The organism is Actinacidiphila polyblastidii, from assembly GCF_036353415.1.
Lineage (GTDB): Bacteria > Actinomycetota > Actinomycetes > Streptomycetales > Streptomycetaceae > Actinacidiphila > Actinacidiphila polyblastidii.
In genome coordinates, this window is sequence record NZ_JAZEWV010000003.1 from 287,545 (window position 1) to 301,163 (window position 13,619).

The following is a 13,619-nucleotide window of genomic DNA, read 5'->3' on the forward strand; positions in this document are numbered from 1 at the left end:
CCGGGCCGGATGCGGCTCTCTGGCCGGGTGCGGCGCCACGCGGGGGGCCGGGGGCATCCCGGGCCTGATGGGCGAAGGCGGGGCGCCGGATTTCTGCGGGGCGGGACGCACCAACGCGCCGGCCCCGGAGATCGTCCTCCGGGGCCGGCGCCTGTGAACAGAAGAAAGGCAGGGCCCCGCTTACTGGCCCTGCTCGTCGCGGCGGCGCTGCCACCGCTCCTCGATGCGGTCCATGACCTTGCCGCGCCGTGGCGGATGCGGCTGCCTGCGCCCCGCCCGGCCGCCGATCCGCCTCCTGGGCGTGGCCGCCGGCTGCTCGGCCGGCCGGGTCCCCCGCCGCCAGGCGGTCACCCCGACCACCGCGCACGCGAGCATCACGAGGAAGCCCACCACGCTGACCCAGGTCTGCCGCGCGACCAGACCGCCCATGAGCAGACCGATGCCGATCAGGAACCCTGCCCCTGCCAGATACACGCGGCGACGGGTGAACGTGCGCAGCCCGCTGCCCTCGAGCGCCGACGCGAACTTGGGATCTTCGGCGTACAGCGCTCGCTCCATCTGCTCGAGCATGCGCTGCTCGTGCTCCGAGAGCGGCACGGAGACCTCCTACTCGTCGGTCGCGTGAGACGACCGGTCCGACCCTTCAAGGATAGGCAGGGAATCGCCCCGGTGAAACCCGCCCCACTGCGCCTGATCCGACGGGGCTCTCATTCCCCGTCCGCCCCTGCGTCATGCCAGCATACGGTCAGGAATGCGGCTGCGGGCGGCCTGTGACGCACTCCCCTGGGAGGGGGTCGGAAAAGGGTCCGCGCGGCGGCTTTTCAGCCCCGCTCGGCGAGCACGTGGAGCTGGGTTGCCACGGCATGGAAACCGGGCTCTTCCGCCGCCGCCAGCTCCAGCCGCAGCAGCGCATCGAGCGCGCCCGGCTCGGTGTCCACCAGCACCCCTGGGACGAGGTCGGCGAAGACCCGTACGCCGTGCACCGCGGCGGCCCGCAGGCCCGCGTCGGTGACCAGTCGGGTCAGGTCCTCCGCGGTGAAGCGGCGGGGCAGCGAGTCCCCGCTGCCCCATCGTCCGTCCGGGTCACCGAGCGCGTGCTGCGCCTCGGCGAAATGGCCCGCCAGCGCGCGGGCCAGCACGGCGCCGCCGCGGCCCGCGGCGAGCAGGCTGAGGCTGCCGGCCGGGCGCAGCGCCCCCACCACGTTGCGCACGCCTTCCGCGGGGTCGTCCACGTACTCCAGGACGCCGTGGCAGAGCACCATGTCGTAGCCGCCGGGCTCGACGACGCCGAGCAGGCCGTGGGCGTCGCCCTGCACGCCCCTGACCCGGTCGGTGACCCCGGCCTCCGCGGCGCGCCGCTCCAGGGCGAAGAGCGCGTCCGGGCTGGGGTCGACCACGGTGACCCGGTGGCCGAGCCGGGCGACCGGCACGGCGAAGTTCCCGGTGCCGCCGCCGGTGTCCAGCACGTCCAGTCCGGCCCGGTCCGCGACCTTGGCGCGCCGTTCCAGCGCGCCGCGCAGCACCTCCCACACCACGGCGGTACGGAGGCTGGCACGGGGGCGCATCGGGTCCACCCCTCCTTGACGGGACATGGCGGGCGGCTCTCCTCGCGGGGCGGGCGGTCAGCTTCGGGCGGCTCCAACTCTATGGCCTCCCGGGCCGCGCGCCGGTACCTCAGCCGGCCGGGACCGGGGCCGCCGGCAGGTCCCCGCCGACGGCGGGTCCGAGCAGCAGCATCCGCTCCACCAGGCGCAGGAACATCGCGCAGGCGCGCACCAGGTCGTCGGCCTCCCGGGCGGTCGCGGCGCCCGCGATGCCGGCCTCCGCGCGCGCCCTGCGGCTCGCGCCGGCCGCGAACAGGGCGCTCCACTCGGCCAGTTCGGGAGCGACCTCGGGCAACACCGCCCAGGCGCTGCGTATCCGCCGGCGGTGCCTCTCGGTCGTCTCCGGCCGCCCGCGCACCGCGAGCACGGCGGCCGCGGTGCGCAGCGCGGCGAGGTGTGCGGCGGCGTACCGCTCGTGCGGGGGCTCCAGCGCGGTGGCCTCCCGCAGCCCGGTGTGCGCCTGGGCGAGCAGGTCGAGAGCCGCGGGGGACGCGCCCGCGCGGCGCAGTACGGGGTGGATGTCGCTGACCTCTGCTGCCATGACGAGCCTCCTTGTCCGTTGCCCCCATACTGGGGCCGACCACTGACAATCGGCCCTGACCTGGCCAAACGCCCATTTCGGGGACCTTGATACAGCGCGGCCGCGGTCGCTCCGGTCAGCGCGCTGCACCCGCGGCCGCCCTTGTGAACGCCCCGGTCCCCGTGCCCGTCTTCTGGCAGGCAGAATCAGGGCCATGACCACCGCACGACGCCAGGCCACCCGGCAGAGGCTGTACGAGGCAGCCGTCACCCTCATCGCCGAGCAGGGCTTCTCCGCCACCACGGTCGACGAGATCGCCGAGCGTGCCGGGGTCGCCAAGGGGACCGTCTACTACAACTTCGCCAGCAAGAACGACCTCTTCGAGGAGCTGCTCCGGCACGGCGTCGGGCTGCTCACCGCCTCACTGCGGCAGGCCGCGGAGGGCGTCGAGGCGCGCGGCGGCAGCCGGGTCGCCGCCCTGGACGCCATGATCAGGTCGGGGCTCGCCTTCATCGTGCGCTATCCGTCGTTCACCCAGCTGTACGTGGCCGAGCTGTGGCGGACCAACCGCACCTGGCAGGACACCCTGATGATGGTCCGCCAGGAGGCGGTCGCCGTGGTGGAGAAGGTGCTGGGCGAGGCGGTCGCGGCGGGTGAGCTGAGCGACGAGATCGATGTGCCGCTGACCGCGTCCGCGCTCTTCGGCATGGTGCTGGTCGCGGCGCTCGACTGGCAGGCGTTCCAGCCGGAGCGGAGTATCGACGAGGTGCACGCGGCGTTGTCGCGGCTGCTCCAGGGGCGGGTGGGCGGGGTGGCGGCGCGGCCGTGGTGACGCTCTTCCGGCCCGGCTGGCCGGGTGACCGGCCGGACCGGAACAGCGCTTCCCCCGTGCACGGCCGGTCCGGTCCCGGTCCGCCGCCCCGTGCCGGCGGTCCCGTTCCTTCCCCGGCCGCACACCCCACTCTCCCGTGTTCCCCGGCGGCGACCATCCGTACTTCTACTCAACCCGCGCCCTGAGTAGCCGGACTCAGCTTCCGCGCCCCCTCAGAAACGGGCCGGCGCCCAGCACCGCGCTCGCGCGAAGAGTGCGGGGCGGCACCCCGAGAGGGCCGCGACCCAACGCCCGGCGGCCCGGAAACAGCACCAGCTGCCCCTTCGGCCCGGTGGCCGGCCACCCGCCACACCACGGCCGGTCGCGCAGTTCCCCGCGCCCCCTCAGAAACGGGCCGGCGCCCAACCGCCGCTCGCGCCGAAGGCGGCCTCGCGCCCAGCGCCGCGCTCGCGCCGAGGGCGGCCTCGCGGACGGGGTGGGCCCGCAGAGGTGGGGGGCCGGGGGTGGGCCCCGGGTCGGGGGGCCGGGAGTGTCCTCTACAGTCCTGGTCATGGCACGGATTGCGGTGATCGGCGCCGGCATGGCGTCCATGGCGGCGGCGGCGCGGCTGGCCACCGGGGGCCATCGGGTGGCGGTGTACGAGCGCGGCGGGACGTTCGGCGGCGGGGTGGGCCGTCTGGTGCGTGACGGCTTCGCCTTCGACACCGGTCCCGGGGTGCTGACGCTGCCCGCGGTCTACCGCGACCTGTTCGTGAAGACCGGCCGGGAGCCGCTCGCGGACCGCGTGGATCTGGTGCAGGTCGATCCGGCCGGACACCACCTCTTCGCCGACGGCAGCTCCGTGTCGCTGCCGAACGCGTCCCGCTCCGGCGTGATCGAGGCGCTGGACGGCGCCTTCGGGCCCGGCAGCGGGGAGCGGTGGAGCGAGGTCATGGTCAGGGCCAGGGAGACCTGGGAGGCCATGCGGCGCCCGCTGCTGGAGGACGTCCTGCGCGACCCGGCGGCCGCCGCGCGCGATCCCTATCCGGCGGCGGGCCGGCGCGGGCTGTTCCGGCGCGCGGCGCCGACGCTCGCCGGGGTGGCCGCAGGTCTGGGCGATCCGCGGCTCGCGGCGCTGCTGGAGAGCTGGGCGCTGGGGTACGGCCTGGACCCGCGCTCCGCCCCGGCGTCCACCACCGTCCTGCCGTATCTGGAGGCGACGTTCGGCGTCTGGTACCCGCGCGGCGGGGTGCGCGCGCTGGCGGAGGCGGTGCACGAGCGCTGCCTCGCCCGGAAGGTGGAGTTCCACTTCGATGCGGAGGTGACGGAGCTGCTGACCGGTGCGGACGGTTCCGCCGCCGGCGTCGAACTCGCCGACGGCCGCGCCGTCCCCGCGGATCTGGTGGTGGCCGGCGCGCCGCTGCCGGCCCTCTACCGTGACCAGGTGCTGCCGTGGACACGCCAGGACGAGTGGCCGCCGATGGGGCCGCCCGGCGAGCCCGGACGGGTCACCGTCCACCTGGCGCTGCGCGGTGCGCGTCCGGGCGGCACCGCGCACCGCACGGTCGTGCACGCCGCGGACCGCCGGGCCGCCCTGGACTGGCTGTTCGCGAGCCGCCGCGAGGCGCTGCCGCCCGAGGGCGGGCTGACGGTGACCGTGCTGCGGCCCGACGACCCGGCGGCGCGTCCCGACGCCGGGCACGAGGCGGTGACGCTCACCGCGACCGTGCCGCCGCACCGCCCGGACGCGCGCGGGGGCGCGAGCGGCGACACGAGCGGCGGCGGTCTGGACTGGACCGCGCCCGGCGTGGCGGAGGCGTTCGCGGCGCGGATGGCCGCGGTCGCGGAGGCCGCGCTGCCGGGCCTGGGGGAGCGCGAGTGCTGGCGCGAGGTGCGCACCCCGGCGGACACCGAGCGGGAGACGGGCGCGCCCGGCGGCTCGGTGCCGGCCCCGGCCCTCGCGGGGGCCGGCGGCGCCCTGGTCAGGGCCGCCAACCGGTCGGGCGTGCCGGGCCTGTACCTGGTGGGCGGCTGGGCGCATCCCGGCGGCGGGCTGCCGCACACCGGGATGTCGGCGGCGATCACCGCGGACCTGGTCGCCGGCGGCCCCGGCGGCAGCCGCTGACCGGACCCGGCAGCCGCTGTCCCGGCCACCCGGCCACCCGGCCACCCGGCCACCCGGCCACCCGGCCACCCGGCGGCGCGGCACTGGCCCGTCGAGGGGCGAAGTATGCCGGCGGGCACCGGAATTCAGCACATCGGGCGGAATGCCGGGCCGAGCGCCCCGGCGGGCGGGGCGCCGACCTACGTTCGAGGGAATTGCGACCGCCGATGCGGAAGGCCCTGACGACATGCCGCAGCCCTTCGAACTCCCCCGGTTCTACGTGCCGTACCCGGCGCGGCTGAATCCGCATCTGGAGCGCGCCCGGACGCACACCAGGACCTGGGCCCGCGAGATGGACATGCTGGAGGGCTCCGGCATCTGGGAGGAGTCCGACCTCGACGCGCACGACTACGCGCTGCTGTGCGCGTACACCCACCCCGACGCCTCGGGTCCCGAACTGGACCTGGTCACCGACTGGTACGTGTGGGTGTTCTTCTTCGACGACCACTTCCTGGACATCTTCAAGCGCAGCCAGGACATGGCGGGCGCGAAGGAGTACCTGGACCGGCTGCCCGCGTTCATGCCGGTGGACCTCGCGCAGCAGGTGCCCGAGCCGACCAACCAGGTGGAGGCGGGGCTCGCCGACCTGTGGGCGCGGACCGTGCCGTCGATGTCGGGGGACTTCCGCCGCCGCTTCCACGAGAGCACCCGGCACCTGCTGGAGGAGTCCCTCTGGGAGCTGTCCAACATCAACGCGGGCCGGGTGTCGAACCCGATCGAGTACATCGAGATGCGCCGCAAGGTCGGCGGCGCGCCCTGGTCGGCGAACCTGATCGAGCACGCGGCGAACGCGGAGGTGCCCGAGCGGATCGCGGCCGCCCGCCCGCTGCGGGTGCTGCGGGACTGCTTCGCCGACGGCGTGCACCTGCGCAACGACCTGTTCTCGTACCAGCGCGAGATCGAGGAGGAGGGCGAGCTGTCCAACGCCGTGCTGGTGCTGGAGCGCTTCCTCGGCCTGGGCACCCAGGAGGCCGCCGAGCGGGTGAACGACCTGCTGACCTCGCGGCTGCACCAGTTCGAGCACACCGCGTTCACCGAGGTGGAGCCGCTGTACGAGCAGTACGCGCTGAGCCCGGCGGAGCGCCTCGCGGTCTTCGCCTACGTCAAGGGCCTGCAGGACTGGCAGTCCGGCGGCCACGAGTGGCACCTGCGCTCCAGCCGCTACATGAACGGCGCGGACGCCGGGGCGCGGGACGTCGCCACGCTGGGCGGCCCGACCGGGCTCGGCACCTCGGCCGCGCAGATCCTCGGGTCGCTCGCCGCCACCCTGCCGCAGCGGGCCAGATCGTTCTCGCACCCCCCGCACCGGCCGGCCGGTCAGGTGCGGCGGCCCGCCGTCCCGATGCCGTTCCCCACCACGCTCAGCCCGCATCTGGAGGCGGCACGGGCGCACAACCTGGCCTGGGCGGGCGCCATGGGCATGCTCGACGCGGAGCCCGGCTTCCCGCTGCCCGGCGGCCTGTGGAACCCGCGCAAGCTGGTCGACTACGACTTCGCGCTGTGCGCGGCCGGCATCCATCCGGCGGCGACCGTCGACCAGTTGAACCTGACCACCGACTGGCTGACCTGGGGCACCTACGGCGACGACTACTACCCGCTGGTCTTCGGCCGGGCCACCGAGCTGTCGGCGGCGCGCGTCGCCACCGAGCGCTTCAAGCTCTTCATGCCGCTGGACGCCGGCGCGGTGCCGCCGCCGCTGACCACGCTGGAGCGGGCGCTCGCCGACCTGTGGGGGCGCACCGCAGGCCCGATGGAGCGCGAAGAGCGGCAGACCTTCCGTGCCGCGATCGAGGACATGTGCGAGAGCTGGCTGTGGGAGCTGGCCAACCAGAAGCAGAACCGGGTGCCCGACCCGGTGGACTACATCGAGATGCGCCGCAAGACCTTCGGCTCCGACCTGACGATGAGCCTGTCCAGGATCGGCCACGGCGCCGCGCTGCCCGACGAGATCTACCGGTCACGGCCGGTGCGCGGCATGGAGCTGGCCGCCCAGGACTTCGCCTGCATGATCAACGACGTCTTCTCCTACCAGAAGGAGATCGAGTTCGAGGGCGAGATCCACAACGCGGTGCTGGTGGTGCAGAACTTCCTCGACTGCGAGCCGCAGCAGGCCATGGACGTCGTCGGGGACCTGATGGCCGCGCGGATGGCCGAGTTCCAGCGGCTCACCGACACGCAACTCCCCACCCTGTTCGAGGAGTTCGCGCTCGACGAGGCGGCGCGCACGGCGCTGCTCCACTACGCGCAGGAGCTGCGCGACTGGATGGCCGGCATCCTCACCTGGCACGAGGGCTGCCACCGCTACGAGGAGGCGACGCTGCTGCGGGACTTCCCGCACGTGGCCGCCGCGCTGCCCGCACAACCCTGGCGGCCGCCGACCGGTCCCGGCAGCTCCGCCCTGCGGCTGCTGCCGTCCGCGCCCGGCGGCCGTCAGTAGCGGTAGGGGTCGTACGGGTCGGCGTACTGCTGCTGGACCTGCTGCTGGTCGTGCCCCCGGTGCTGCCCCTGCGGCGGGGACTGGGGCTGCTGCTCGTACGGTGACTGGTGCTGCTGCTGCGGGATGTACGGCTGCGGCTGCGGGTCGTAGCCGTACGCCGCGTACGGGTCGGCGGCGGGCTGCTGCTCGCCGTTGGACGGCGTCCAGTCGCCCGTCCCGTAGCCGCCGCCGACCCGGCCGTTGTCGCCACCGTAGCCGTTGTACCCGGTGGAGGCGTCGTACGTCTGGTAGCCGTCGTAGGCCGCCGCGGCCGGATGCTGCTGCTGGTAGGCGGCTGCCTGGTCGTAGCCGTGGTCCTGGCCGCCCCAGCCGCCGGACTGGTCGTAGCCGCCGCCCTGGTAGGCGCCGTCGTACGACGCGGCGGCCGAGGCCGGCTGCGGCTCGCCGTCCCAGCCGCCGTAGCCCTGCGCGCCGTACCCCTCGTAGCCGCCGCTGGTGTACGGGTCGGGCGTGTAGCTGGACTGGCCGTCGAAGAGCGGGTACTCGCCGCTGTCGTCGTGCATCGGCACCGGCTGGTAGATCTGGCCGTCCTCGTCGCGCAGGCCCGGCTCGGCGGCCAGCACCTCCTGGCCCTCCGGCACGCCGGCGCCGTACTCCGCCTCGATCGGGGTGACTTCGAGGACCGGCTCGGCGGGGCGCGGCGGCGAGCCCCTGCGGCGGCGGCTGGAGCCGGGACGGCCGCCCAGCGCCCAGCCGGTGGAGAATCCCCGCTTGTACGACAGCGTGACGAACGCCTGCCCGGTGCCGAAGGCGACCGCGCCCAGCAGGATCACGGCCACCTCGCGCAGCGCGACCCCGCCGACCACGCCCATGAACCCCGCGAAGGCCAGCAGGCGCCAGCGCAGCCGCGCCTTGTACTGGAGCAGCACCTCACCGAGCAGCCACAGCGCGACGATGCCGAACGCGATGTAGAGCACCGAGTAGCCCATGTGCCGACTTCCTCACCTAGGGGTCACGCCGCCCGCTGGTGCAACCCGAGGTTCTCGTAGATCTCCAGCGAAGCGGTGGAGTGGTTAAGAGTAATGAAGTGCAGCCCGGGAATGTCCTCCGCGAGCAGACGGCGGCACATCTCGGTGGTGAACTCGATGCCGATGGCCCGCACGGCGGCCGGGTCGTCCCGCACCGCGAGGATGCGAGACGCCAGGTCAGGCGGGAAGGGGGCGTTGCCGAGCTGGGAGAACCGCTCGATCTGCTTGACGTTGGTGACCGGCATCACCTCGGGGATGATCGGGACGGTGCAGCCCGCGCGGTCGACCCGGTCGCGCAGCCGCAGGTAGTCCGAGGCGTCGAAGAACATCTGGGTGATCGCGAAGTCCGCGCCCGCCCGGCACTTGTCGAGGAAGTGCCGGGTGTCGGCGGCCGGGTCGGTGGAGCGCGGGTGCATCTCGGTGAAGGCCGCGACCCCCACGCAGAAGTCGCCGGACTCCTTGATCAGCCGGACCAGGTCGGCGGCGTACGTCAGGCCCTGCGGGTGCGGGACCCAGTCGCCCATCGGGTCGCCGGGCGGGTCGCCACGCACCGCCAGCATGTTGCGGATGCCCGCGTCGGCGTACTGGCCGATGATGTTGCGCAGCTCGGCCACCGAGTGGTTGACGGCGGTCAGGTGGGCGCAGGGGGTCAGCGTCGTGTCCGACACGATGCGGTCGGTGGCGCGGACGGTGCCCTCGCGTGAGGAACCGCCGGCCCCGTAGGTCACGGACACGAAGGTCGGCGCGACCGCCTCGATGCGGCGGATCGCGTTCCACAGCGTGCGCTCGCCCTTCTCGGTCCGCGGCGCGGCGAACTCGAACGAGTACGAGCGCCCGCCGCCGGCCAGCAGCTCACGGATGGTGACCGCGCGGTCGGTGCGGGTGGAAGAAGTGCCCAGGGCCATGACAGAAGGCTAGCCCGGTATCGAGACCGTGCGTCATCATCCGGGGTGCTATCAGCCACTACGCCCCTTTCCCGTCCACGGAGTGGACGCGCGGGAGCGCCGAGGAGCCGGGCCGGACCCGCCCGCGGGCGGGCGCGAGCCCGTTCTCCAGGGACGATGCCCCACCCGCGCGACGGGCCGGCGCTACGGGAGGGCGGCGCGGAGCGCGGCGGCCGCGGCCGCCGGGTCGGCGGCCTCCGTCAGGGCGCGGACCACCACGACGCGGCGGGCGCCGGCGGCGACCACCTCGTGCACGGTGTCGAGGTCGATCCCGCCGATCGCGAACCAGGGCCGGTCGGTGCCGAGCGCCGCGGCGTAGCGGACCAGGTCCAGGCCGGGCGCGGGACGGCCGGGCTTGGTGGGGGTGGGCCAGACCGGGCCGGTGCAGAAGTAGTCCGCCCCGGGCTCGGCCGCGGCGGCGGCGACCTCCGCCTCCGCGTGGCAGGACCGCCCGATCAGCACCCGCTCGCCGAGCAGCGCCCGCGCGGCCGGCACCGGCAGGTCGCCCTGGCCGAGGTGCAGCACCTCGGCCCCGGCGGCGTGCGCCACGTCCGCCCGGTCGTTGACCGCGAGCAGCGTGCCGTGCCGGCGGCACGCGTCCGCCAGCACGGCCAGCGCGGCCAGCTCCTCCCGGGCCTCGATCCCCTTCTGGCGGAGCTGGATGACGTCCACGCCGCCGCCGAGCACCGCGTCGGCGAACTCCGCGAGGTCGCCGCGCCCGGCCCGTGCGTCGGTGCACAGGTACAGCCGGGCGGCGGCGAGCCGGGCCCGCGCGGAGGCGCTCGACGCACTCGCGGTGTTCGAAGCGCCGGCCGCGGCGGTGGCAGCGGTGTCGGTGGCGGCAGCGGTGGCGGTCATCGGGCCCCCCGGGTCGGGACTACACGGCGAGCGCCTGCGCGCGACGCTTCACCTCGGTCCCGCGATTCTCGCGCAACGCCTGCGCCGGGGTGCCGGGCAGGGTCTCGTCCGTGGTGAAGAGCCACTCCAGGGCCTCCTCGTCCGAGAACCCGTCGTCCTTCAGGACGGTGAGGGTGCCGGACAGGCCCTTGAGGATCTTTCCGTCCCCGATGAAGTCCTCGGGGACCATCAGGGCCTTGTTCTCGCCGCGGCGAACCGCGATGAGCTGCCCTTCCTTGATCAGCGGGCGGATTTTGGTCACTTCGAGACCGAGACGATCCGCGACCTCGGGCAGGGTGAGCCAGGAGGGCACGAGAGCGTCGATGTGTGCGTCAACCGACGAGAAAACAGTCACGGGACAAGCCTGCCACCTGCCGCCGACAACTGCTGCGGCACGCCGCCGTCCGAGGGTCAGCGCACCGCGGACTTCAGCGGTACGGCGGGGTCCGCGACGAGCGCGGGGTCCACCGCGACCGTCCGGGGGAGCAGTTTGCGCGCCTGCGCCATGTCGCGCGGCCGGCCGACCGCGAGCACCGCCACCAGCAGCCCGTCGCGCAGCCACACCGCCGCCCAGGACGGGGACGCAGGATCGCCGCGCAGCAGCATCGTGTCGGCCGCCACGTGGTGCCCCGCGTACTGCACGAACCGCCCGAACTGCTCGGACCAGAAGTACGGCACCGGGTCGTACGGCTCGTCGCCGCCGAGCAGGTTGGCCGCGGCGGTGCGCGGGCCCTGCACCGCGTTGTCCCAGTGGTGCACGAGCAGCCGCTCGCCGTAGCGGCCGGACGGGAAGGACGCGCAGTCGCCGACCGCGAAGACCTCATCGGCGGTGGCGCGCAGCCGGTCGTCGGCGAGCACCGCGCCGGTGGCGTCCAGCGCCACCGCGGAGCCGCCCAGCCAGCCGGTGGAGGGGCGCGCGCCGATGCCGACGACGACGGCCGCGGCGACCAGCCTGCTGCCGTCGGCGAGCACCACCGCGCCGGGTTCGACGGCGGCCACCGCGGTGCCGGTGCGCAGGTCCACCCCGGCCTCCTCGTACCAGTGCCGCATGTGCGCGGTGACGGACGCCGGCAGCACCCCGGCCAGCGGCCGGTCCGCGGCCTCCACCACGGTGACCGCGCAGCCCGCCTGCCGGGCCGCGGTGGCGAACTCCGCGCCGATCCAGCCGGCGCCGACCACCACGAGGTCGCGGCCCGCGGCCAGCACCGGGCGCAGCGTGGCGGCGTCGTCGAGCGTGCGCAGCGGATACACGTCGGGCAGCCCCGCGGTGCCGGGCAGTTCGGTCGCGTAGGCGCCGGTGGCCAGCACCAGGTGGTCGTAGCGCACGGTCCCGGTGTCCGTGTCCAGCTCGCGGCGCTCGGCGTGCAGCGTCTGCGCCCGCGACCCCAGCCGCAGGTCCACGCCGAGCGCCCCGAAGTCGACGTCGAACCGCACGTCGACCGGCGCGTCCCCGGCGCCGAGCAGCACCGCCTTCGACAGCGGGGGCCGGTCGTACGGCGGGTGCGGCTCGTCACCCAGCAGGGTGATGTCACCGCGCCAGCCCTGGCCGCGCAGCTCCACCGCTGTCTGCACTCCGGCCATCCCGGCCCCGACGATCACCACGCGCTCGGTCACGCGATCACGGTAGCCCGCGCGCCCGCCGTTTTCCGCCGCCATCGGGGATGCGGCCGGAATTCGGGGCCGGGTCCGCCGCACCGGCGGCCGGGCGGGGCGGAGGGGATAGGGTCGGACGCCAGAGAACTCGCGGGAGCCCGGACGCACCGGGCTGAGAGGGCGGCTGACCGGCCGCCGACCGTACGAACCTGATCCGGGTCATGCCGGCGAAGGGAGGGCGCTACCTGATGCGTACATCCGACGTGCTCGTCGTGGGCGGCGGGATCATCGGGCTGGTCACGGCGTGGCGCGCGGCCCAGCGGGGCCTCACCGTCACCGTCGCCGACCCCGACCCGGGCGGCGGCGCCGCGCGCGTCGCGGCCGGCATGCTGGCCGCGGTCACCGAGCTGCAGTACGGCGAGCAGACCCTGCTCGACCTCAACCTGGCCTCGGCGGCCCGCTATCCGGACTTCACCGCCGAGCTGACCGAGCGCACCGGCCTGGACACCGGCTACCGGCGCTGCGGCACGCTCGCCGTGGCCCTCGACACGGACGACCGCGCGCACCTGCGCGACCTGCACGCCTTCCAGACCTCGCTGGGCCTGGAGTCGCAGTGGCTGAGCGGCCGCGACTGCCGCCGCCTGGAGCCGATGCTCGCCCCCGGGGTGCGCGGCGGCCTGCGGGTGGACGGCGACCACCAGGTCGACCCGCGGCGGCTGGCCGCGGCGCTGCTGCGCGCCGCCGAGCTGGCCGGCGTGCGGTTCGCCCGGTCGGCGGTCGCCCGCGTCACGCTCGCCGGCGGCCGGGTGACCGGCGCGGTGCTCGCCGAGGGGACAGCGGTCACCGCGGACCGCACGGTGCTGGCCGCCGGCAGCGAGAGCGGGCGGCTGGCCGGCCTGCCGGACGAGGTGCTGCCGCCGGTGCGCCCGGTGAAGGGGCAGATCCTGCGGCTGCGGGTGCCGCCCGCGCACGCGCCGTTCCTGTCCCGCACGGTCCGCGCGGAGGTCCGCGGCAGCCACGTCTACCTGGTGCCGCGCGAGAACGGCGAACTCGTGCTCGGCGCGACCAGCGAGGAGCGCGGCTGGGACACCACGGTGACCGCCGGCGGCGTCTACGAACTCCTTCGCGACGCACACGAGTTGGTGCCGGGCATCACCGAACTCCCGCTCACCGAGACGCTGGCCGGGCTGCGGCCGTGCTCCCCCGACAACGCGCCGCTGCTCGGCGCCACCGCCGTCGACGGCCTGCTGCTGGCCACCGGGCACCACCGCAACGGCGTGCTGCTCACCCCGGTCACCGGCGACGCGCTCGCCGAGGCGCTGACCTCGCCCTCCGGCGAACTTCCGCGGTACGCCAGCGCGTTCGGCGCGAACCGGTTCGCCCGCGCACGGCAGGAGCAGACCGTATGAGCACCGCGATCACCGTGCACGTCAACGGCGAGCGCCGCACGCTCGACGCGCCGCTCGCGCTGGACGCCCTGGTCGCCGCCTTCACCCGGGCGCCCACCGGAGTGGCCGCCGCCGTCAACGAGACGGTGGTGCCGCGCACCCGCTGGCAGGCCACCGCGCTCGCCGAGGGCGACCGCGTGGAGATCCTCACCGCCGTCCAGGGAGGCTGACCG

General features: G+C 74.9%; 13 protein-coding genes and 1 riboswitch. Of the genes, 5 read left to right on the plus strand and 8 right to left on the minus strand.

The annotated features are described in order from the left end of the window. Nucleotides 1-180: 180 nt before the first annotated feature. From V2S66_RS06370 to V2S66_RS06380, 3 genes are all read right to left on the minus strand, one after another. Nucleotides 181-597, minus strand: a complete 417-nt coding sequence (locus V2S66_RS06370; protein WP_330793490.1) for a DUF3040 domain-containing protein — start codon at nt 595-597, stop codon at nt 181-183. A gap of 224 nt (nt 598-821) precedes the next feature. After that, complete coding sequence (locus V2S66_RS06375; RefSeq protein WP_330793491.1) at nt 822-1,592, minus strand: methyltransferase; 771 nt, start codon at nt 1,590-1,592, stop codon at nt 822-824. 82 nt (nt 1,593-1,674) lie between these two features. After that, nucleotides 1,675-2,145, minus strand: a complete 471-nt coding sequence (locus V2S66_RS06380; protein ID WP_330793492.1) for an SAV_6107 family HEPN domain-containing protein — start codon at nt 2,143-2,145, stop codon at nt 1,675-1,677. Between the two features lie 193 nt (nt 2,146-2,338). On the opposite strand from V2S66_RS06380, the gene V2S66_RS06385 reads away from it, so the two are divergent. From V2S66_RS06385 to V2S66_RS06395, 3 genes are all read left to right on the plus strand, one after another. Beyond that, entirely contained in the window at nt 2,339-2,956 is a 618-nt protein-coding gene (locus tag V2S66_RS06385) for a TetR/AcrR family transcriptional regulator (protein WP_330793493.1), read from the plus strand. Between the two features lie 550 nt (nt 2,957-3,506). Beyond that, the gene (locus V2S66_RS06390) at nt 3,507-5,060 is read left to right on the plus strand and encodes a phytoene desaturase family protein (protein ID WP_330793494.1); all 1,554 of its coding nucleotides are present in this window, start codon (nt 3,507-3,509) and stop codon (nt 5,058-5,060) included. A gap of 226 nt (nt 5,061-5,286) precedes the next feature. Continuing rightward, nucleotides 5,287-7,536: a terpene synthase family protein gene (locus V2S66_RS06395; protein WP_330793495.1), complete on the plus strand. Its 2,250-nt coding sequence runs from the start codon at nt 5,287-5,289 to the stop codon at nt 7,534-7,536. Here V2S66_RS06395 and V2S66_RS06400 read toward each other — a convergent pair. The 5 genes from V2S66_RS06400 to V2S66_RS06420 form a co-directional block, all read right to left on the minus strand. After that, the gene (locus tag V2S66_RS06400; RefSeq protein ID WP_330793496.1) at nt 7,530-8,525 is read right to left on the minus strand and encodes a hypothetical protein; all 996 of its coding nucleotides are present in this window, start codon (nt 8,523-8,525) and stop codon (nt 7,530-7,532) included. The genes V2S66_RS06395 and V2S66_RS06400 overlap by 7 nt on opposite strands. Before the next feature lie 23 nt (nt 8,526-8,548). Further along, complete coding sequence (gene metF / locus V2S66_RS06405; RefSeq protein WP_330793497.1) at nt 8,549-9,469, minus strand: methylenetetrahydrofolate reductase [NAD(P)H]; 921 nt, start codon at nt 9,467-9,469, stop codon at nt 8,549-8,551. A gap of 183 nt (nt 9,470-9,652) precedes the next feature. Then, nucleotides 9,653-10,366 carry a thiamine phosphate synthase gene (gene thiE, locus V2S66_RS06410; RefSeq protein WP_330793498.1) on the minus strand — a complete coding sequence of 238 codons (714 nt, stop codon included), beginning with the start codon at nt 10,364-10,366 and terminating at the stop codon, nt 9,653-9,655. A gap of 19 nt (nt 10,367-10,385) precedes the next feature. After that, nucleotides 10,386-10,760, minus strand: coding sequence for an Rv2175c family DNA-binding protein (locus V2S66_RS06415; protein WP_330793499.1), 375 nt, complete (start codon nt 10,758-10,760; stop codon nt 10,386-10,388). A gap of 56 nt (nt 10,761-10,816) precedes the next feature. After that, complete coding sequence (locus V2S66_RS06420) at nt 10,817-12,061, minus strand: NAD(P)/FAD-dependent oxidoreductase (RefSeq protein WP_413966313.1); 1,245 nt, start codon at nt 12,059-12,061, stop codon at nt 10,817-10,819. A 77-nt stretch (nt 12,062-12,138) separates the two neighbouring features. Further along, nucleotides 12,139-12,251, plus strand: a riboswitch (TPP riboswitch). Between V2S66_RS06420 and thiO the strand changes: the two genes are divergently transcribed. Together thiO and thiS are read left to right on the plus strand one after the other, a co-directional pair. Beyond that, nucleotides 12,247-13,407: a glycine oxidase ThiO gene (gene thiO, locus V2S66_RS06425; protein WP_330793501.1), complete on the plus strand. Its 1,161-nt coding sequence runs from the start codon at nt 12,247-12,249 to the stop codon at nt 13,405-13,407. (Overlaps the previous riboswitch by 5 nt.) Next, nucleotides 13,404-13,616: a sulfur carrier protein ThiS gene (gene thiS, locus V2S66_RS06430; RefSeq protein WP_330793502.1), complete on the plus strand. Its 213-nt coding sequence runs from the start codon at nt 13,404-13,406 to the stop codon at nt 13,614-13,616. The genes thiO and thiS overlap by 4 nt, the downstream gene beginning before the upstream one ends. Nucleotides 13,617-13,619: the final 3 nt, after the last annotated feature.

Coding starts and splice junctions, on each gene's coding strand:
- V2S66_RS06375 (WP_330793491.1), bottom strand. CDS start 1,592: ATGTCCCGTCAAGGAGGGGTGGACCCGATGCGCCCCCGTGCCAGCCTC.
- V2S66_RS06380 (WP_330793492.1), bottom strand. CDS start 2,145: ATGGCAGCAGAGGTCAGCGACATCCACCCCGTACTGCGCCGCGCGGGC.
- V2S66_RS06385 (WP_330793493.1), top strand. CDS start 2,339: ATGACCACCGCACGACGCCAGGCCACCCGGCAGAGGCTGTACGAGGCA.
- V2S66_RS06390 (WP_330793494.1), top strand. CDS start 3,507: ATGGCACGGATTGCGGTGATCGGCGCCGGCATGGCGTCCATGGCGGCG.
- V2S66_RS06395 (WP_330793495.1), top strand. CDS start 5,287: ATGCCGCAGCCCTTCGAACTCCCCCGGTTCTACGTGCCGTACCCGGCG.
- V2S66_RS06400 (WP_330793496.1), bottom strand. CDS start 8,525: ATGGGCTACTCGGTGCTCTACATCGCGTTCGGCATCGTCGCGCTGTGG.
- metF (WP_330793497.1), bottom strand. CDS start 9,469: ATGGCCCTGGGCACTTCTTCCACCCGCACCGACCGCGCGGTCACCATC.
- thiE (WP_330793498.1), bottom strand. CDS start 10,366: ATGACCGCCACCGCTGCCGCCACCGACACCGCTGCCACCGCCGCGGCC.
- V2S66_RS06420 (WP_413966313.1), bottom strand. CDS start 12,061: ATGGCGGCGGAAAACGGCGGGCGCGCGGGCTACCGTGATCGCGTGACC.
- thiO (WP_330793501.1), top strand. CDS start 12,247: ATGCGTACATCCGACGTGCTCGTCGTGGGCGGCGGGATCATCGGGCTG.
- thiS (WP_330793502.1), top strand. CDS start 13,404: ATGAGCACCGCGATCACCGTGCACGTCAACGGCGAGCGCCGCACGCTC.